This is a genomic window from Pseudodesulfovibrio aespoeensis Aspo-2 (assembly GCF_000176915.2).
Lineage (GTDB): Bacteria > Desulfobacterota > Desulfovibrionia > Desulfovibrionales > Desulfovibrionaceae > Pseudodesulfovibrio > Pseudodesulfovibrio aespoeensis.
In genome coordinates, this window is sequence record NC_014844.1 from 243,908 (window position 1) to 262,598 (window position 18,691).

15 protein-coding genes are annotated in these 18,691 nt (G+C 65.6%); 5 read left to right on the forward strand and 10 right to left on the reverse strand.

What is annotated here, in order from left to right; translation table 11 throughout:
• Positions 1–18: 18 nt before the first annotated feature.
• Positions 19–780, reverse strand: coding sequence for a TrmH family RNA methyltransferase (locus tag DAES_RS01085; RefSeq protein ID WP_041271300.1), 762 nt, complete (start codon positions 778–780; stop codon positions 19–21).
• A 204-nt stretch (positions 781–984) separates the two neighbouring features.
• Here DAES_RS01085 and DAES_RS01090 point away from each other — a divergent pair, with 204 nt between their 5' ends.
• On the forward strand, positions 985–2,598 hold the full coding sequence (locus tag DAES_RS01090) for a lytic transglycosylase domain-containing protein (RefSeq protein ID WP_013513187.1): 1,614 nt from the start codon (positions 985–987) through the stop codon (positions 2,596–2,598).
• Positions 2,599–2,686: 88 nt separating this feature from the next.
• Here the strand turns inward: DAES_RS01090 and DAES_RS01095 are convergent, their stop codons facing one another.
• Positions 2,687–3,505, reverse strand: a complete 819-nt coding sequence (locus tag DAES_RS01095; RefSeq protein WP_013513188.1) for a TatD family hydrolase — start codon at positions 3,503–3,505, stop codon at positions 2,687–2,689.
• 29 nt (positions 3,506–3,534) lie between these two features.
• On the reverse strand, positions 3,535–4,518 hold the full coding sequence (locus tag DAES_RS01100; RefSeq protein ID WP_041271301.1) for a glycosyltransferase: 984 nt from the start codon (positions 4,516–4,518) through the stop codon (positions 3,535–3,537).
• 270 nt (positions 4,519–4,788) lie between these two features.
• On the opposite strand from DAES_RS01100, the gene DAES_RS01105 reads away from it, so the two are divergent.
• The 4 genes from DAES_RS01105 (at position 4,789) to rlmN (ending at position 9,447) form a co-directional block, all read left to right on the forward strand.
• A complete protein-coding gene (locus DAES_RS01105; protein ID WP_013513190.1) occupies positions 4,789–5,697 on the forward strand; it encodes a DMT family transporter in 909 nt (302 codons plus the stop codon).
• A 132-nt stretch (positions 5,698–5,829) separates the two neighbouring features.
• Positions 5,830–7,203: a protoporphyrinogen/coproporphyrinogen oxidase gene (locus tag DAES_RS01110; RefSeq protein WP_013513191.1), complete on the forward strand. Its 1,374-nt coding sequence runs from the start codon at positions 5,830–5,832 to the stop codon at positions 7,201–7,203.
• 7 nt (positions 7,204–7,210) lie between these two features.
• Positions 7,211–8,281, forward strand: coding sequence for a M24 family metallopeptidase (locus DAES_RS01115; protein ID WP_013513192.1), 1,071 nt, complete (start codon positions 7,211–7,213; stop codon positions 8,279–8,281).
• Positions 8,282–8,412: 131 nt separating this feature from the next.
• Positions 8,413–9,447, forward strand: coding sequence for a 23S rRNA (adenine(2503)-C(2))-methyltransferase RlmN (gene rlmN, locus DAES_RS01120; protein ID WP_013513193.1), 1,035 nt, complete (start codon positions 8,413–8,415; stop codon positions 9,445–9,447).
• Between the two features lie 36 nt (positions 9,448–9,483).
• On the opposite strand, the gene recQ is transcribed toward rlmN, so the two are convergent.
• The 7 genes from recQ to hisS form a co-directional block, all read right to left on the reverse strand.
• Positions 9,484–11,688 (reverse strand): DNA helicase RecQ, encoded by a 2,205-nt coding sequence (recQ, locus tag DAES_RS01125; RefSeq protein ID WP_013513194.1) that lies wholly within the window; start codon positions 11,686–11,688, stop codon positions 9,484–9,486.
• A 65-nt stretch (positions 11,689–11,753) separates the two neighbouring features.
• Positions 11,754–12,590 carry a DUF116 domain-containing protein gene (locus tag DAES_RS01130; protein WP_013513195.1) on the reverse strand — a complete coding sequence of 279 codons (837 nt, stop codon included), beginning with the start codon at positions 12,588–12,590 and terminating at the stop codon, positions 11,754–11,756.
• A gap of 83 nt (positions 12,591–12,673) precedes the next feature.
• A complete protein-coding gene (locus tag DAES_RS01135) occupies positions 12,674–13,639 on the reverse strand; it encodes a glycosyltransferase family 9 protein (RefSeq protein ID WP_013513196.1) in 966 nt (321 codons plus the stop codon).
• 10 nt (positions 13,640–13,649) lie between these two features.
• Positions 13,650–14,618: a methionyl-tRNA formyltransferase gene (fmt, locus tag DAES_RS01140; protein WP_013513197.1), complete on the reverse strand. Its 969-nt coding sequence runs from the start codon at positions 14,616–14,618 to the stop codon at positions 13,650–13,652.
• Positions 14,606–15,103 carry a peptide deformylase gene (def, locus tag DAES_RS01145; RefSeq protein ID WP_013513198.1) on the reverse strand — a complete coding sequence of 166 codons (498 nt, stop codon included), beginning with the start codon at positions 15,101–15,103 and terminating at the stop codon, positions 14,606–14,608. Before def ends, fmt begins: the two co-directional genes overlap by 13 nt.
• A 394-nt stretch (positions 15,104–15,497) precedes the next feature.
• Positions 15,498–17,321 (reverse strand): aspartate--tRNA ligase, encoded by a 1,824-nt coding sequence (aspS, locus tag DAES_RS01150; protein ID WP_013513199.1) that lies wholly within the window; start codon positions 17,319–17,321, stop codon positions 15,498–15,500.
• A gap of 45 nt (positions 17,322–17,366) precedes the next feature.
• Positions 17,367–18,623: a histidine--tRNA ligase gene (hisS, locus tag DAES_RS01155; protein WP_013513200.1), complete on the reverse strand. Its 1,257-nt coding sequence runs from the start codon at positions 18,621–18,623 to the stop codon at positions 17,367–17,369.
• Positions 18,624–18,691: the final 68 nt, after the last annotated feature.

Consider the following 18,691-nt stretch of genomic DNA (forward strand, 5'->3'; position numbering starts at 1 on the left):
GGGGTTTTGCAGCCGCGATCAACCCATTCTTCTGGAGAACTCCGAGACGAGCACGGCCCCGGCCTGGGCCACGTTGAGGGAGTCGAACTCGCGCCTGAAGGGGATGGACAGGCTGTGGTGGCAGAGCTTGGCCACGCCTGGGCGCACGCCCTTTTCCTCGTTGCCGAGCACCAGCACCGCCGGGGTCTTCAGCTCGGCCTCGTAGGCGTTGAGGGAACCCTCGCCCGTCTGGGCGTAGTAGAGGGTGTAGTCGTAGTTGGCGCAGTCCTTGAGGGCGGCGGCGAGGTTGCCCGCCTTGGCCACGGGCAGCTTGTTGAGCGCGCCCGCGCTGGAGCGGACCGCTCCGGCCCCGAGATATGCGCCTTGGTGCTGGCAGACGATGAGCCCGGCTCCGCCCAGGGCGTATAGGGTGCGGGCCAGCACGCCCACGTTGCCCGTGTCCTGGACCTGATCCAGGGCGATGATCAGGGGCAGGGGCGCGTCCGGCGCGGTTTCGAGCATGGTCAGGAGCGGGACATAGGACAGGGCGGCGCACCGGGCGGCCACGCCCTGGTGATTGCCCCGGTACATGAAGTCCAGATCCTTGGCCGAGACCGACCGGTAGGGCACCTTGGCCACGCGGCACAATTCGAGAATCTCCTCGACCCCCTTGTCGTGGCGGCCCACGCGAAAAGCCACGAAATCGACCCGGGCCGGGTCGTCCAGGAGCAGCTCCCTGACCGGCTTGTTGCCGACCACGTAAATCTTTCCGTCCTTCTTGTCCTGATCGCTGTTCTGCATCATGCTCCCTGTGGGCTGTGGTGTGACAAAGAATTGCACATGCTTGCGCTCCTCATGGCGACTATGTAGGGCTTTTGGCGTACTATTGCAATCCGGGCCTGGGTGGGGTAGCACAATCCCATCTGTTTCGCGCACGTATGACTTTTTCTAGACTTCCCAACCGCCCGTTTTCATGGTAAAGGGCGCAGGAAGCCGGAGGAAAACTTGGAAGCATTCAAATCTCTGCGCCAGCTTCTGGCGGCGCTGCTCGTTGGCGGGTCCTTGGTCGGGCTCATGGGCGGTTGTGCCGTCAAAAGCCCCGCAGAAGGCCAGCTGGCCGACAAACCCGTGAGCGCAGTGCCGGAAGATGCCGAGGCGCTCGACCCGGAGATCGTTGCCGCGCCGGTCACGGAGGGCGACCTGACCCAGGCGGAGCAGGCGGTTTTCAATGCCCGCTTCGGGCTGCTCTTCGACCTTGAGGATCATGACAACACGGACGTGGAGCGCTACTTCAACTACTTCAACCACAAGGCGCGCAAGACCATGGAGCGGTGGCTGGAACGTTCCCAGCCCCATCTGCCCTATGTGCGCCGCATCTTCACCAAATACGGCCTGCCCCAGGACCTCGTGCTGCTGCCTTTCACCGAGTCCGGCTACAATGTCCGTGCCTATTCCTGGGCCGGGGCGGGTGGCATGTGGCAGTTCATGAAGGGCACGGGCCGACTCTACGGCCTCAGGTCCGACTGGTGGATCGATGAACGCCGCGATCCCTACAAGTCCACCGACGCCGCCGCGCGCCACCTGCGCGACCTCTACAACACCTTTGGCGACTGGTATCTGGCCCTGGCGGCCTACAATGCGGGCGAGGGCAAGATATCCCGCGCCCTCAAGCTGACCGATTGCGACGACTTTTTCGAGCTGACCGCCAAGAACAACAGGCTCTCGGGCCGGGCCAAGCTGAAGCCTGAGACCAAGCACTACGTTCCCAAGTTCATCGCCATCTCCAAGATATTCCAGAACCTTGACACCCTGGGCTACCAGCCGGTCTCCTGGGACATGGAACCGGAAGTGGTGCCGGTGCAGGTGCCCGGCGGCACCGACCTGCTGGCCCTGGCCAAGGCGGGCGGGATGACCTGGAATGAGTTCCACGAGCTCAATCCGGCCTATCGCCGTCAGGTCAGTCCGCCGCACATGGAGACCACCGCCTACCTGCCAGCGGCCAAGTCCGACAGGATGATCGCCCATCTGGCCAAGCCCGCCTCGCGTCCCTACACCGGATACGCCCAGCACACGGTGCGCAGCGGCGACTCCTGGTGGCGCATCTCCAACCGCTTCCACGTGCCCGTGGCCGTGCTCAAGAAGGTCAACAACACCAGCTCGGACACGTTGCGCCCAGGCCAGATGATCATGGTGCCGGCTGGCAGTTCCGGCCACGGCGTGGCCGCGGCCAGCGCGGCTGACGCCCCTTCGTCCACCAAGGCCATCGCCTCGCGGCGGGGCAACTACGTGGTCCGCAGCGGCGACACCCTGTGGTCCATCTCGCGCAAGTTCGGGACCACGGTGTCCACCCTCCAGAAATCCAACGGACTGCGCTCCAAGTCGCTCAAGGTAGGGCAGAAGCTCTACATCCCCGACAATTCTGGAAAAGCCACCCGTCAGGCGGCCAAGGAAGCGGAAACGACCAAGACCCAGCTGGTCCGTTACAAGGTCCGCAACGGCGACAACCTGACCGCCATCGCCCGCAAGTTCGGAGTGACTGTGACCGAGCTGCGCAAGTGGAATTCCCTCAGTTCAAACAACATCTTCGCCGGACAGCAGCTCAAGGTCTACGTCCAGTAGGCTCCATCCACGAAATAGAAAACCCCCGTCGGCCCAGGCCGGCGGGGGTTTTGTCTTGGCTGACGAACTGGCGTGAGGGAAATGGCGGCTAGAGATTGAAGAACCGGCGCGCGTTGTCGCCGGTGATCTGCCAGATGTCTTCAAGGGAGCGGCCCCGGATCTCGGCCACGCGCTTGGCGGTGAAGGCCATGAGCGCCGGGTGGTTGCGCTTGCCGCGCCACGGCTCGGGCGCGAGAAAGGGGCAGTCGGTCTCAAGGAGCATCCGTTCAAGCGGGATGCGGGCCACGGCGGCCTGGAGGTCGTCGGTCTTCTTGTAGGTGACCGGGCCGGGGATGGAGACGTGCCAGCCGTTGTCGATGACGGACCGGGCCAGTTCAAGCCCCTGGCCGAAGCAGTGCCACAGCACGGGATAGTCGCAAAAGCCGTTGGCCGTGAGCAGGTCCAGGGTGTCGGCGTCGGCGTCGCGCGAGTGGATGACCACGGGCAGGGCCAGCTCCCGGGCCAGCGCAAGCTGCCGGACAAAGGCGGTCTTCTGGGTGGCGTGGTCCACCCGCTCCCAGTAGTAGTCGAGCCCGATCTCGCCCACGCCCTTGAGTCTCGGGTCGGCCTTGAAAAAGGTGCGCATGCGCGCAAGGGATTCGCCGGTGAGCTGGTCTGCGCTGTTGGGATGCACGCCGAGCAGGAACGAGACCTCGGGATGGGCGGTAAAGAGCGGGTGCCCGCGTTCATAGGCGTCCGGCCCGAGAAAGACGTTGATCAGGTGGGAGATGCCGGTCTTGCGGGCGCGTTCAAGGATCGCCTCGCGGTCCCCGTCGAAATCCTCAAGGTCGAGATGGGCGTGGGATTCCACGCCAACGGGCGGCAGCTCCAGTTCCTCGGGCTCCGGGCGGGTTTTCTTCTTTGCCATGGCTGGTTCTTTGTCGTGGGGATGAAGGCTCACAAGGCGTCCCAGGCGGCCAGGACCGATTTCCTCTGCTCGTCCGTGGAGTACGCGTCGGCTGTTTCCTGCCCTGCGGCGAGGACGGCGTCAAGTTCCGGGCCGCCCTGGCGGATGAGGCCCACGGCTTGCTCCAGACACAGGGCCGCATCGAGCACGTCGCCGTCGGCGCACCACAGGCCGTTGCCGGACCACCCCACCTCGCGCAGGGGCCACCAGGGGGTGAACCGGGGGCAGGGCTGGGCCTGGCGCATGTAGTCCCACCCGCCAAGGCCGGTGAAGCCCACGGGCAGGCAGCCGCAGGCCATGGCCTCCAGCGGCGGCAGGGGACACCCTTCTGGGAATCCGGTCATCAGGAAGAGGTGCGAGGAGCGCAGGGCCTGGGCCACGCCGAACGCGTCCAGCCCTTCCAGAGGACGCCAGCGCACCGCATCCGGCCCGTTGCGATGCTCGAACACGGCCCTGATCTGGGCGGCCAGCCCCTTGTTCTTGCGCGGCATGAAGGCCACTGTCACGGTTCCGGATTTGCTCTTGCCCGGGTGGAAGATGGCGCGGTCGATGCCGGGGCGCAGGATCGGGGCGTTCTGGCCCGTGGACTCCTTGATGAAGTGGGCCACGGGATCGGACACGGCCATGAGCGAGACCGGCAGCTGGTGCCAGCTCACGCCCGGCGGCAGGGCCGAGAAGAGATAGGCCCAGTTCTGGACATAGCTGACGCACCGGGCGCGCGCCTCCAGGCCGGGGGCCAGGGCGTTGGGCCACCCCTCGGGCACCAGCCAGAGATCGTCCGGTGTCAGACGCATGGCGTCCCAGCCGATGACCGGGGCCGCGTCGGCCAGGCCGCCGGGCCGCCAGCCCGCGCTCTCGCGCTCCACCAGATACGTTTCGCGTCCGGCCTGATGCAGGATGTCCGCCATCTGGCGCAGGACCGTGATGCCGCCTGTGGGCTTGCTGGCCGGGGGCAGGAAGATGAACGTTTTCATAAGACCCATGTGAAACCACACTCGACGGGATTTGGCAAGAGAGCGTGGGCATGGCCGGGTGGCCGCACCTGCGGCCCCGGGGCGCGGGGTGGGATCGAATCGGGGGAATCCCACCCCGCTGACAGAGGGAAGGAGTGCGGTGTTCCGTAAGCCTCTTTTCAATAGTCCTGCCGCGGGGAACGCGCTTCTCGATGGCGTGCCGATCTGGTGACAAGTGGGCGTCGCGATTTCCCCTTGTCAGGGATTCGGGCCGCGCCTAGTGTGCGGCCCATGCGCACCATCCTGACCCTCGGCATGCGGCATATGCTCATGGGCACCTTCCTCTTCTCCATCGGCTCATTGCTGATCAAGCTCGCGGGAGAGCGCATACCGACTCTGGAGATGCTCTTTGTCCGAGGTCTGGTGGGCATTGGCTTTGTCTGGTGGCTGCTGCGCAGGACCGGGGTGGGCATGCTCGGCACGCGCCGGGTGTTGCTGACCATCCGCGGGGTGGTGGGGTTTGCGGCCCTGTTTGCCGAGTTCTACGCCATCATCCATCTGCCCCTGGCCGATGCCACGGTCATCCTCTTCACCCATCCGGCGGTGGTGGCCCTGCTGGCCTGGGCGGTGCTGGGCGAGCGCCTCGGCCTGCGCGGGCTCCTGGCCGTGGGCATCAGCCTGACCGGAGTGGCCGTGGTCTGCCGCCCGGCCTTTCTTTTTGGCGGCGGGCCGTCGCTGCTCGACCCGCTGGCCGTGACTGTGGCCCTGTGCGGGGTGGGAGTCACCTCCCTGGCCATCCTCTCGGTGCGCGCCCTGGCCAAGACCGAGCATCCGGCGGTGGTCATGCTCTACCCGCCGCTGATCATGACCATTGTCTCGCCGCTACTGGCCCAGGGCTGGCTCTGGCCCACCCCCCTCGAATGGGGCTACATGCTCGGCATCGCCGCGTTCATGAACGCGGGCCAGTACTACATGACGCGCGGCTACGCCATCGAGTCTGCGGCGCGCATCAGCGCCGTGACCTGCCTTGAGATCGTATTCGCCGCCTTCTGGGGTGCGTCCATCCTGGGCGAGATCCCGGACGGCTGGACCGTGGCCGGCGGCCTGCTCATCGTGGCCGGGACCATTGCCCTGGGCCGTGGCGAGGAATCCGGCCACACGGATGGGCAGCCCACGCCCGGCACGCCCACGGGCGTGTGACCGTCCTGTTTTCGTCCCTTTGCGCTGTTTTTTTGCTCCAGGGCCGCCCGGCCCGACCGGGTTGGCACCAAACTTGATTATCATCGCGGAATTGGAAATAAATTCCCCATGGCAACAACACAGGGAGCACCCGTGAAGAAGCGATACCTGATCATCGGCGCAGGCCCCACCGGGCTCGGCGCGGCCCACCGGCTCCGGGAGCTGGGCATGGACGACTTCATCGTGCTGGAGCGGCACGGCCACGCAGGCGGGCTGGCCGCCAGCTTCAAGGACGACAACGGCTTTACCTGGGACATCGGCGGGCATGTGGTCTTCTCCCACTACGCCTATTTCGACGCCCTGCTCGATTCGCTGCTGGGCGACGAGCGGCTGGAGCACGAGCGCGAGTCGTGGGTGCGCTCCTGCGCCACCTGGGTGCCCTATCCCTTTCAGAACAACATCCGCCACCTGCCGCACGAGCCCCGTTGGGAGTGCGTGGAGGGGCTTCTGCCCGGCAACCGGTTTGATGGCGAGCCTGCCAACTTCGGCCAGTGGATCGAGCGCGTGTTCGGGGCGGGCATCGCCAAGCATTTCATGAATCCCTACAATTTCAAGGTCTGGGCCACCCCGCCCGAGCTGATGCAGTACGGCTGGATCGGCGAGCGGGTCAGCGTGGTGGACCTGAAGCGCGTGCTCAAGAACATCATCCTTGAGCGAGACGACATCTCCTGGGGGCCGAACAACACCTTCAAGTTCCCCCTGCACGGCGGCACGGGCGAGATCTTCCGGCGGCTGGCCGCGCGGCTCGACGGGTTCATCGAGTACAATCAGGAAGTGGCCGCCATCGACGCGGACAGCAAGACCGTCACCACCAGCGCCGGGCTGACCGTGCAGTACGAGGCCATCCTGAACACCGCGCCCGTGGACATCCTGGTCTCGCGCTGGCTGCGGGGCGGGGACAGGGGTGGGGACGCGACCATGATCGAGGCCGCAGGCCGTCTGACCCACAACTCGGTCCATGTGGCCGGTGTCGGGCTCGACATCAGGGCCGAGGACGAACGCAACCCGCGCTGCTGGATGTATTTTCCCGAATCAGACTCCCCCTTCTACCGGGTGACCAACTTCCACAACTATTCGCCCAACAACGTGGCCCGGCCCGGCCAGCAGCTCGCCTTCATGTGCGAGACCTCCTACTCGGCCCACAAGCGGGAAAGGCTCGACGAACTGATGGACCGCACCATTGAGGGTCTGGTAAACACCTCCATGCTGGACGCGGCCAGGGTGGCCGATGTCCACACCAGATGGGAGACGACCGTGGACTACGGCTATCCCGTGCCCTGCCTGGAGCGCGACGATGCGCTCAAGGTCATCCAGCCCAGGCTCGAAGCGAAAGACATCTATTCGCGGGGCCGGTTCGGCGGCTGGAAGTACGAGGTGGGCAACATGGACCACTCGGTCATGCAGGGCGTGGAATGGGCGGACCGGATGCTCTCCGGCGCTCCCGAAACCACCTATCGCTGGGAATAGAACACGCATGAACACAGACATTTTCGCCACTCGGCGCGAACGGCTCCGCAGCGCACTGCGCGAGCAGGGGCTGGACGCGCTGCTCGTCTCGCACGCGGCCAACCGCTATTATCTGAGCGGCTTCGAGCTGCACGACGCCCAGTGCAACGAATCCTCGGGCTGGCTGGTGGTCTCGGCTGACGGCGACGACCATCTCTTCACCGATCCCCGCTATGTGGATGCGGCCCGGCGGGTCTGGGACGATGCCCGCATCCACGTCTACGCCCGCGACAAGTTCGATCTGGTCTGCGGCACGCTCCAGGGCCGGGGGATCAAGACCCTTGGCTTCGAGCCCAAGGCGCTGCACCTCTTCGACTACGACAGGCTGGCCTCCAGGATCACCCTGACCCAGGCGGACAATCTGGTGGAGGAACTGCGCATCATCAAGGACGAGGACGAGCTGCGCCGGATGGACGCCTCCATTGAGTTGAACCACCGCCTCTTCGAGTACATTGAGACCCGGCTCGAACCGGGCCGCACCGAAGAGGAGATATCCTGGGACGTGGAAAAATTCTTTCGCGAGAACGGGGCCGAGAAGCTGGCCTTCTCCACCATCGTCGGGGTCGGCCCCAATGCGGCCCTGCCCCACGCCAATCCCGGCAAGACCGTGATCCGCGACAACGAGCTGGTGCTCATCGACACCGGCTGCCGGCTCATGGGCTACAACTCGGACCAGACCCGGACCTTCTGGGTGGGCGCCGCGCCGTCGGACCGCTTCAAGCGGACCATGGACCTGGTGCGTGGAGCGCAGCAGGCGGCCATCGACATCATCCGGCCCGGCCTGACCTGCGTCGAGGCCTACGAGGCCGCCTACGCCGTGTTCGACAAGGCCGGGGTGGCCCACCAGTTCACCCACGGCCTGGGCCATGGCGTGGGCCTTGAGACCCACGAGCCGCCGAGCCTGAGCAGGGCGGCGGGCGGCATCCTGCGGCCCGGCATGGTCGTCACCGTGGAGCCGGGCCTCTATGACCCGGCCTGGGGCGGCATCCGCTGGGAATATCAGGTGGTCGTCACCCAGGACGGCTGCCGGGTCATGTGATCCGGCCTGTTGTCCGTGCCGAAAAAAGACATTGGGCCGCTCTCCGACGGGGAGTGGCCCGGTTTTCTTTTCTCCGGGTGGAGCCGCACCGTGCTTGACACGGCGCAAGGTTGCATTAGTGTCTGGCTCGCATGCACAACCTCATCGAATTGACCAAGAGTGATCTCGAAGCCTTTGTGGCCGACGAGCTGAAGGAGCCGCGTTTTCGCGCGGAGCAGATCTGGCAGTGGCTGTGGCAGAAGCGCGTGCGCGGCGTGGAGGGGATGACCAACCTGTCCAAGCCGTTGCGCGAGAAGCTGGCGGCCATGGCCGTCATCACCTGGCCCGAGGTGGCCAGGGTGCAGCAGAGCGAGGATGGCACCATCAAGTTCCTGCTGCGCCTGGGCGACGGCAAGCTGGTGGAGACCGTGCTTATCCCCATGCAGGACCGCTACTCCCAGTGTCTGTCCACCCAGGTGGGCTGCGCCATGGGCTGCACCTTTTGCAGCACCGGCCAGCTCGGCTTTGAGCGCAACATGACCTATGGCGAGATCCTGGGCCAGGTGCTGGTGGGTCGGCAATACCTGGAGGACCGGGGCATGAACCCGCTCAAGAACCTCGTGTTCATGGGCATGGGCGAGCCGCTGCTCAACCTCGACACCCTGCTCAAGGTCTTGAACGACCTGCCGTGCGAGCGCGGGCTTTCCCTGTCATGGCGGCGGTCCATGGTCTCCACCGTGGGCTTTCCCGAACAACTGCGGATTCTCGGCGAGATGGAGGTGGCCCTGCCCGCCATCTCGCTGCATGCCCCCACCCAGGAGCTGCGCGCCCGGATCATGCCCAAGGCGGCCCGCGTCCACCTGGACGACCTCATGGCCGCGCTCCGGGCCTATCCCATGCGCCCGCGCGAGCGCATCACCTTCGAATACCTGCTGCTCAAGGGCGTCAACGACTCCCTGGAGCACGCGGACCAGCTGGCCCGGCTCATTGACCGCAAAAAGGGCAAGATCAACCTCATCGCCTACAACGCCACCGAGGGGCTGCCCTACGAAGCCCCGGACCGCGCCCAGGTGGAAGCCTTTGAAAAGCGGCTCTGGGACCACGGCCTGACCGCCTTCATCCGCCGCTCCATGGGCGCGGACATCAAGGCCGCCTGCGGCCAGCTCAAGGCCGCCCAGACGGCCTGATCCGGCGACCGCGCAGTCTGTATTTTTTCTCTGTAATCAGTCGCGTCGGGCGTTGGCCCGGACCATGCGCAGTAGGTCGTAGGGGTAGCGCTTGTCCAGCGCCTCGTACACAGGCGAGAGGGCGGTCACGCCCTTGAGGCGGAAGGCGTCGAAGGTCTCGAGGATGCGGTCAAGCTCGTCGTCGGGCAATCCCGCCACCCGGCGATAGTCGAGGCGGCCCAGGGCCACGGCCTGACCGAGATGGTTCCAGATGGAGCCGGGCTTGAGCCCGCGCCGCGCGGCCACCGCGTCCACGTCCCCCAACTCCTCGAACAAATCCAGCGACTCCAGGGCCGTGGCGTTCAGCTCGGTCGCCTGTGGTCTTTCCTGTCGGGCCTGCCGTTTGGCGGCCCGCTCAAGCGGAATCTCCGGGGTGTTGTCTGGCCGCCCGTATTTGTCGGCATGGGTGCGCAAACAGTCGAGGAAGGTCTGGCCGAAGCGCGCGAGCTTGACCTCGCCCACGCCGGTCATGCAGCCCATGGCGTCGAGGTCCACGGGCCGGTAGCGGACCATGTCGAGCAGGGTCTTGTCCGGAAAGATGGCATAGGGCGGCACGCCCTGCTCTCCGGCCACGGCCAGGCGCAGCTCGCGCAGGGAGTCGAACAGGGCCTGGGTCTCCCAGTTGGAGAGCACGTCGTCCGCTGTGACCGGCCCGCGCGCCCGGACGGAGCGGGGCGCGATGACCGGGTCGGTGCGCAGCCGCACCTCGCGCTCGCTGCGCAGCACGGTCCAGGACCGCTCGTTCAGGGTCAGGGCGCTGTGCTGCTCCATGTCCACGGTCAGCAGGCCAAAGGCGGCCAGTTGGCGATAGACCGACTTCCATTGCTCCAGGGTCAGCTCGGTGCCGATCCCCCAGGTGGACAGCTCGGTGTGCTGGAAACGGCGGGCGCGCTCGCTCGTCTTGCCCACCAGCACCTCGGCCAGATACGCGGCCCCGAACCTTGAGCCCGTGCGAAAGATGTTGGAGAGCGCCTTTTGCGCGGCCACGGTGCCGTCCCAGGTCTCGACCGGATTTAAGCAGGTATCGCAGTTGCCGCACGGCGCGGTGTGCTCGCCGAAATAGCCGAGCAGGGCCTGACGGCGGCACCCGGCTGTTTCGAGAAAGGCGAAGAGCGAGCCGAGCTTGGCGTGCTCCACCCGCTTGCGCGCTTCGTCCGCCTCGCCGGACTCGATCATGGAGCGGAGGATGGCGATGTCCTGCAACCCGAAGCAGAGCCAGGCCGAGGCGGGCAGCCCGTCGCGCCCGGCGCGGCCTGTTTCCTGGTGGTACGCCTCCAGACTCTTGGGCGGCTCCAGGTGGCAGACAAAGCGGACGTTGGGCTTGTCCACGCCCATGCCAAAGGCCACGGTGGCGACCATGACCATGCCCTCGCCGCGCATGAATTGCTCCTGGTTGCGGTAGCGCTCCTGCTTGGAGAGCCCGGCGTGGTAGGGCAGGGCAATGATGCCGTTCTTTTCCAGAAAGGCGGCGGTCTGCTCCACCTTCTTGCGGCTCAGGCGGTAGACGATGCCCGAGTCGCCGGGGTGGCTCTCGCGGATGAAGCGCAGCAGTTGCTGCTGCGGGTGGTCCTTGGGCTGCACGGCGTAGCGGATGTTGGGCCGGTCAAACCCGGTGGCATAGACCGTGGCCCGCTCAAGGCCGAGGTTGCGCACGATGTCGCGCTGGGTCGGCTCGTCCGCCGTGGCTGTCAGGGCCAGCCGGGGCACGCCGGGAAACCGCTCGCTGATGACCGAGAGCTGCATGTATTCTGGCCGGAAATCGTGCCCCCACTGGGACACGCAGTGCGCCTCGTCAATGGCGAAAAGACAGGGATTGCAGCGCGCCAGCAGGTCGAGGAAGCCGGGCCGGCACAGCCGCTCCGGGGCCACGTAGACAAGGTCGAGCTGGCCGCTGACGAGTTGCTGTTCCACTTCCCAGGCGTCCTGGGGATCAAGGGACGAGTTGAGGCAGGCGGCGCGCACGCCCATCTGGGTCAGCCCCTGCACCTGGTCCTGCATCAGGGCGATGAGCGGCGAGACGCACACCCCCACCCCGGGCCGGAGCATGGACGGGATCTGGTAGCACAGCGACTTGCCTCCGCCCGTGGGCATGAGCACCAGGCAGTCGCCTCCGGCCATGACATTGTTGATGATCGGCTGTTGCAGGCCGATGAACTGGTCGAATCCGAAGACCGAACGCAGGATTTCGATGGGTGAGGACATGGACGGCCACCCTAGGCCATCACTCCCCCAAGCGCAAGGCTGGCGGGCGCGCCGGAGCGCCCGGACTACAGGCTGGCGCCCTGGGCGGTGGAGATGGTCCGGCCCGTTCCCGGGGCCTTGCCTTCCAGGAATTCTGGCAGCAGGAAACGGTGCAGGGCGGTTACCAGTTGGGTGTGGTCCACCAGGGTGTCGAGGCAGGGGCCGTGGGGCCGCTCGTTGAGCACGCCGAACACGGGCAGAGGGTAGGCGTCCTGGATGCCGCTGGCCAGATCGCGGTAGCAGGCCACGGCGATGATCAGGCGTGGGCGCATCTGGACCACGATGCGCCGGGCGATGGTGCCGCCCGTGGCGATGGCCAGGTTGACGCCGTAGGCGTCGTGCAGGTCGAGCAGCCCGGCGATGGGACACAGGCCGCACCGCTTGCAGTTGTTGATGTCATAGGTCAGTCGCCGGTCGCACTTGGAGCTTTGCAGGCAGTGGGGCATGAGTAGGAGTACGTCCTCTGGCCGGTAGCGGTCCGCCTCGGCCTGGACCAGCTCGTTGTTGACGCTGATGAAGGAGAGCATGATGGCCTCCTTGTCCACGCCCAACAGCCGCCCCAGCAGCACCATCACCGGCAGGAAGAGCTTGACTGTCAGCCCCCGGAACCGGTTTGCGCCGGGCAGGTGGCGCTTGGTGACGATGTTCAGGAACAATCCCCAGTAGGCCACGGACACGAACCCGATCAGCCCGACCACCAGCGCGCCGAGCAACCACGACGCCGCCGGGTGGATGTTCGCAAGCCCCAGATAGGGCACGAACCAGAGGGCGGCCAGCAGCAGGCAGACCACAAAGCAGGTGCCGCTGATGAGACCGATGAAGAGCCGTTTTCTGGCCTTGCGTATGCTGCGGGTATGCGTCATCTCGTTCCTGCGGTGTTGTCGTCCTGCCGGGACATGCTACCATGTCGTCCCTGTCGGGACAATGCGCTGTCAGCGTTGCGGCTTTATTCCACCCTGGCCGTGTTGCGCAGGGATTGTATCCCGGCCACCACGGTCTCCACCGTGAACGCGGGCTGAAAAACAACCAGGCACCCCTCGTCGCTGGCCGGTCGCCACTTGGCGAAGTTGGCCGCGTCGTCCAGGTAGACCACCAGCCTGAGCGTGCCCCAGGCGCAGGCCAGATGCGCCGGGCCGGAATCATTGCCCGCGAACACCCCGGCCCTTCTGACCAGCTCTGCCGTGGCCGCGACGGACCCGGTGTAGTAGCGGACACGCTCCCCTTCGGGAATGGCCTGCTCCACTGCGGCCCGTTCGTGGGGCATGCAGACGATGAAGACCGGCACGGACGGCGACAGCCGCGCCACCACCCCGGCCCAGACCGGCAGGCTCCAGCCGATGCCGCCCTGGGAATCGCCCGTGGGATGGACCACCAGATACGTGCCCGCAACCATGCCTGTTCCGGCCAGCAGCCCGCGCACCTCGGCCTCGGCCTCTGGCGAGGGATGGAGCCTGGGGCGGTCCAGGGTCACGGGCCTGCCCAGCGCGGCCTCGACAAGCTGCGCCCGGCTGGCCAGCCGGTGGACGCTCATGTCCTCGTCCACTGTCACGTGCAAATGCTGCCACGACCCGCGCAGGGCATACCCGGCCCGCAGCCCCACCCCGGCCAGTCGCGCCAGCACTTCGTTGCGCACGCCCCGGCGCAGGTGCAGGGACACGTCGTATTGCTCGCGACGCAGGGCGCACACCAGCCGGAACTGGCGGGCCAGCGAATCCCGCTTCTTGTTGAAGGTGTGAAAAACGTCCACGTTCGGGTCCGCGCCCACCAGATCAAGGCCCGCGCGGTCCACCACCATGCCCACGAAACAGCCAGGAAACGCGCCCTTGAGCCAGGCGGCCACAGGCATGTTGAACAGCGTGTTGCCGATCATGCCGTTGTTGAAGAGGAGAAACCGGTTCGGCTGGCCCGTCACGCCTTTGCCCCTACTTGCATGTCTTCATGTAGCCGCAGGCAAAGGCCGTGGCGGCCATGGCCTTGCGGCCTTCTGGCTTGACCTCGGGCGTCAGGTAGACCTTGTCCGCTGTGGCGATGGCGAGCTTGCCGTCCACCTCGCCCAGCACTGTGCCGGGCGCGGCCTGGGCCGTCTGCTCCGACACCTCGCCGGGCGTCACGTTCAGGCGCAGGGTTTTGCCGTCCGGGCCGGTCCAGTCGAAATACGCGCCCGGCCACGGATACATGGCCCGGATCTGGTTGTGGATAGCCTGGGCGGGCCGGTTCCAGTCGATGGCACCCTCGCCTTTTTCCAGCTTTTTGGCATAGGTGGCCAGGGCGTGGTCCTGGGGCGCGAAGGAGTAGGCACCGGTCTGCAACCGGGCCAGACCCTCGCAGATGCAGATGCCGCCGAGCTTGGCCAGCTCGTCGTGGATGGTGCCCGCATGGTCGTTGTGGCCGATGCGCAGCGCCCGCTGGACCATGACCGGGCCGGTGTCCAATCCGGCCTCCATCTTCATGATGGAAATGCCGGTGACTACCTCGCCCGCCTCCACGGCCCGCTGGATGGGCGCGGCCCCACGATGCCTGGGCAGGAGCGAGGCATGGACGTTGAGCGGGTGCAAGGTCGGCACATCAAGCACGCTCTGGGGCAGGATCAGCCCGTAGGCCGCCACCACCAACACGTCCGGCTTGAGGGCCCGCAACGCCTCGATATCTGTTTCATCCTTGAAATTTTTGGGCTGGAAGACCGGCAGCCCGCGCTCCACGGCCACATCCTTGACCGGCGAGGGCTTGCACTGCCTGCCGCGCCCGCACGGGCGGTCGGGCTGGGTGTACACGCCCACCACCTCGGCTCCTTCAAATTCGAGCAGGATGCGCAGGATCTCCGCCGCAAACTCCGGCGTGCCCATGAACACCGTGCGCAACGGCCTGAGCGGTGCGCTGTCTACGCTTTCCATTTGGCCGCCCTTTTTCTGTACATCGCCTTTTTCAGCCTGCCCGCGCGGTCCGCAATGGTGATGCCGTTCAAGTGGTCGATCTCGTGCTGGAGCACGATGGCCAGAAAGCCGTCGGTGTCGATGCAGACCGGCCCGCCGTCCGGGTCCATGCCCGTGACCTTGACCCGCTCCTTGCGCATCACCGTGCCCGAAAACTCAGGGCAGCTCAGGCACCCTTCCTCGGATTCCACCTCGCCGTCGCATTCCACGATCTCCGGGTTGATCAGCACGCGCAGGTCGGCGCGCAGCTTGGGCCCGGTCTGGTCCACGCAGATGAGCCGGATGGACTCGCCCACCTGGGGCGCGGCCAGTCCCACGCCATCTCCCTCGTACATGGTCTCGACCATGTCGTTGATGAGCTTTTTCATCTCCGGCGTGATCTCGGCCACCGGCTCGGCCCTGGCAGCCAGCACGTCGTCAGGCCATGTGCATATTTCGAGTTTCATTTTTTATGCCTCCGGCGGCCAGGGAACCTTTTGAAAAAGGTTCCCTGGACCCTCCAAAACTTTTTGGCGCTCCGCCGCCCGGAAGGGCGGACGGAAACGGAAATCAAAGACGGCGGCGGAGATGGCGTAGCAGAACCAAAGCCACGCCGCTGCCGTCAAAACCAGTATAGAAATAATCCCGAAAGAGCAAAAGGGGAGGGTCCACAAAAAAACATCCGGTTTTTGCGACAGCTCTCATCGCAAGCCCGGCTCCCTCGCCTCCGCGTGACCCCCTACGCCGCCATCAAACTCTTTCTTGCCCGTATGCGCTTCCAGGCGGCGTAGCCCCAAAAAGTTTTGAAAGGGGAGCGCGAGGGTAAAACTTTTCCAAAAGTTTTCCCCTCGCATCTTCTCCCTAATTTTCCTTCTTCTCCCGCAGGCGGATGCCGAGTTCGCGCAGTTGTTTGCTCGGCACTTCGGACGGCGCTTCGGTCATGAGGCAGGTGGCCTTCTGGGTTTTGGGGAAGGCGATGACATCGCGGATGGATTTGGACCCGGTGATGATCATGATCAGCCGGTCAAGCCCAAAGGCGATGCCGCCGTGCGGGGGCGCGCCGAATTTGAGGGCGTCCATGAGGAAGCCGAATTTTTCGCGCGCCTCGTCGCCGTCGATGCCCAGGGCGGCGAACATGATGCGCTGCTGTTCGGCGGTATGGATGCGGATGGAGCCGCCGCCCACCTCGTAGCCGTTGATGACCATGTCATAGGCGCGGGCCAGGGCGTTGCCGGGGTCCGAGGCCAGGGTGGCCATCTGGTCGGGCTGGGCCGAGGTGAAGGGGTGGTGCCGGGCCACGTACCGTTTCTCGTCCGGGTTGTATTCGAGCAGCGGGAAGTCGGTGATCCAGACGGGCTTGAACACCTTGGGATCGATGAGGCCGAAGCGTTCGCCAAGCTCGCAGCGCAGGTTGCCCAGGGCGGCGTTGGCGATGTCGGCGGACCCGGCCTGAAAGAAGAGGATGTCGCCGGGCTTGCAGTCGGTGCGCTCGCGCAGGGTGGCGATCTCGTCTTCGGAGAAGAACTTGACGATGGGCGACTGCCACTCGCCGTCCTCCTTGACCTTGATCCAGGCCAGCCCCTTGGAGCCGTATATCTCCACGAACTTGGTGTAGTCGTCGATCTCCTTGCGCGACAGTTCGCCGCCGCCGGGCACGACCATGACCTTGACCAGCTCGGACGAGGCAAAGACCTTGAACCCGGAGTTCCTGAAGGCATCGGTGATGTCGATGTGCTTGAGGCCGAAGCGCAGGTCGGGCTTGTCCACGCCGTAGTCGCGCATGGCGTCGTTGTAGGTCATGCGCGGGAAGACATCGGGCAGGGCTGCGCCGATGGTCTCGGCAAAGATCTTTGTGACCAGCCCTTCGGCCATGTCCTGGATCTGGGCCTCGTCGGTGAAGCTCATCTCGATGTCGATCTGGGTGAATTCGGGCTGGCGGTCGGCGCGCAGGTCTTCGTCGCGGAAGCATTTGACGATCTGGAAGTAGCGGTCCATGCCCGAGACCATGAGCATCTGCTTGAAGAGCTGGGGCGACTGGGGCAGGGCGTAGAACTCGCCCTGGTTGACCCGGCTGGGGACCAGGAAATCGCGCGCGCCCTCAGGGGTGGACTTGGTCAGCACCGGGGTCTCGATTTCAAGGAAGCCGAGCGCGTCGAGGTAGCGGCGCACGGCCTGGGCGGCCTTGTTGCGGATGATGAAGTTGCGCGCCAGGCTCGGGCGGCGCAGGTCGAGAAAGCGGTACTTGAGGCGCAGGTTCTCGCCCACCTCGACACGGTCCTCGATGGGAAAGGGCGGGGTCTCGGAGGTGTTGAGGAGCTTGTATTCCTCCACCTCGATCTCCACCTCGCCGGTGACGAGGTTCTTGTTGGCCATGCCCTCGGGCCGCATGCGCACCCTGCCCTTGATCGCCACCACGTATTCGGCGCGGATGGCGTGGGCGCGCTCGTGCACGTCCTGGTTGCCCTCGGGGTTGAAGACCACCTGGGTCAGCCCCTCGCGGTCGCGCAGGTCGAGGAAGATGAGCCCGCCGTGGTCGCGCCGGAACTGGACCCAGCCCATGAGACAGACCGTCTTGCCCAGGTCGGCGGCGGTCAGCTCGTTGTTGTGGTGGGTGCGCCGCCAGCCCGCCAGATCCTCGATGACGCGAAATTCGTTGTAATCTCTTTCTTCCTGTTGCTCGGCCATGTCTGCTCTCTCCAGATGTATTACGTGGTGCCGCGGGCGGCTTTCCTATTGTTCTTCAGTCGTGGTGCGTGCCAGATACTCGGCCCGCGACACGGTGGTCTGTTCGCCGTCGCCGGTCATGGGCTTGACGGTCACGGTCCCGTTGTCCAGCTCGTCGCCGCCCATGATCAGGCAGACCTTGGCCCCGGATTTGTTGGCCGCGCGCATGCGGCTCTTCATGGAGCCGCCGCAGTAGCCAACCTCGCCGCTTTGCCCGGCGTCGCGCAGCTGCTGGGCAAAGAGCATGGCCGCATTGGCCGCGGCATTGTCCACCACGGCCAGATAGAAATCCGGGGCCGGGGCTTCGAGGCGTTCCAGGAGCAGAGCGAGCCGCTCCATGCCGCAGGCGAATCCCGTGGCCGGGCAGTCCGGGCCGTCGAGGCTCCTGATCAGCCCGTCGTAGCGGCCACCCCCGGCCACGGCGGTCTGCGCGCCGATGTCGTGGCTCGATACCTCAAAGCAGGTGCGCACGTAGTAGTCGAGCCCGCGCACCAGCCGGGGGTTGAGCTCGTAGGTCACGTTCGCGCCGTCGAGGATGGTGCGCACATCGGCAAAATGGGCCTCGCATTCGGGGCAGAGGTGGTCGGTAATGGCCGGGGCGTCCTGGACCAGCGCCTTGCAGCCGGGCACCTTGCAGTCGAGCACGCGCAGGGGGTTGGTGTCCATGCGGCGGCGGCAGTCCTCGCAGAAATTGGCGCGGTCCTTGGACGTGTAGTAGTCGATGAGGGCCTGCCGGTAGGCCGGGCGGCACGCATGGCAGCCCAGGGAGTTGAGCTCCACAGTCAGTTTGGTCAGGCCAAGCGCGTTCAGAAAGGTCCGCAGCATGAGGATCAGCTCACCGTCGGCCTGGGCCTCGGGCGCGCCGAATATCTCCGCGTTGATCTGGTGGAACTGGCGCTGGCGGCCTTTCTGTGGCCGCTCGTAGCGGAACATGGGGCCAAAGGTGAAGAATTTTGACACCTTGCCCGGCTGGTGGGTGCCGGACTCGATAAAGGCGCGGACCACGCCCGCCGTGGCCTCGGGCCGCATGGTCAGGGAGCGGTCCTTGCGGTCCGGGAAGGTGAACATCTCCTTGCCCACCACGTCGGTGTCCTCGCCGATGGATTTCTGGAAAAGCTCGGTTTTTTCGAGCACAGGGGTGCGCAGTTCGCCAAAGGCGTAGCGCGAGAAGATGTCGCGCGCCAGGGTTTCCATGCGCGTGAATTTGGCCGCCTCTTCGGGGAAAAGGTCCACAAATCCTTTTATTTTCTGAATCTTCGCCATGTCGGGTCCAATATCCTTATAAAAGTCAGATGGCAGGAAACGAATTTGGTTAGTCTATCCGGGCCGGA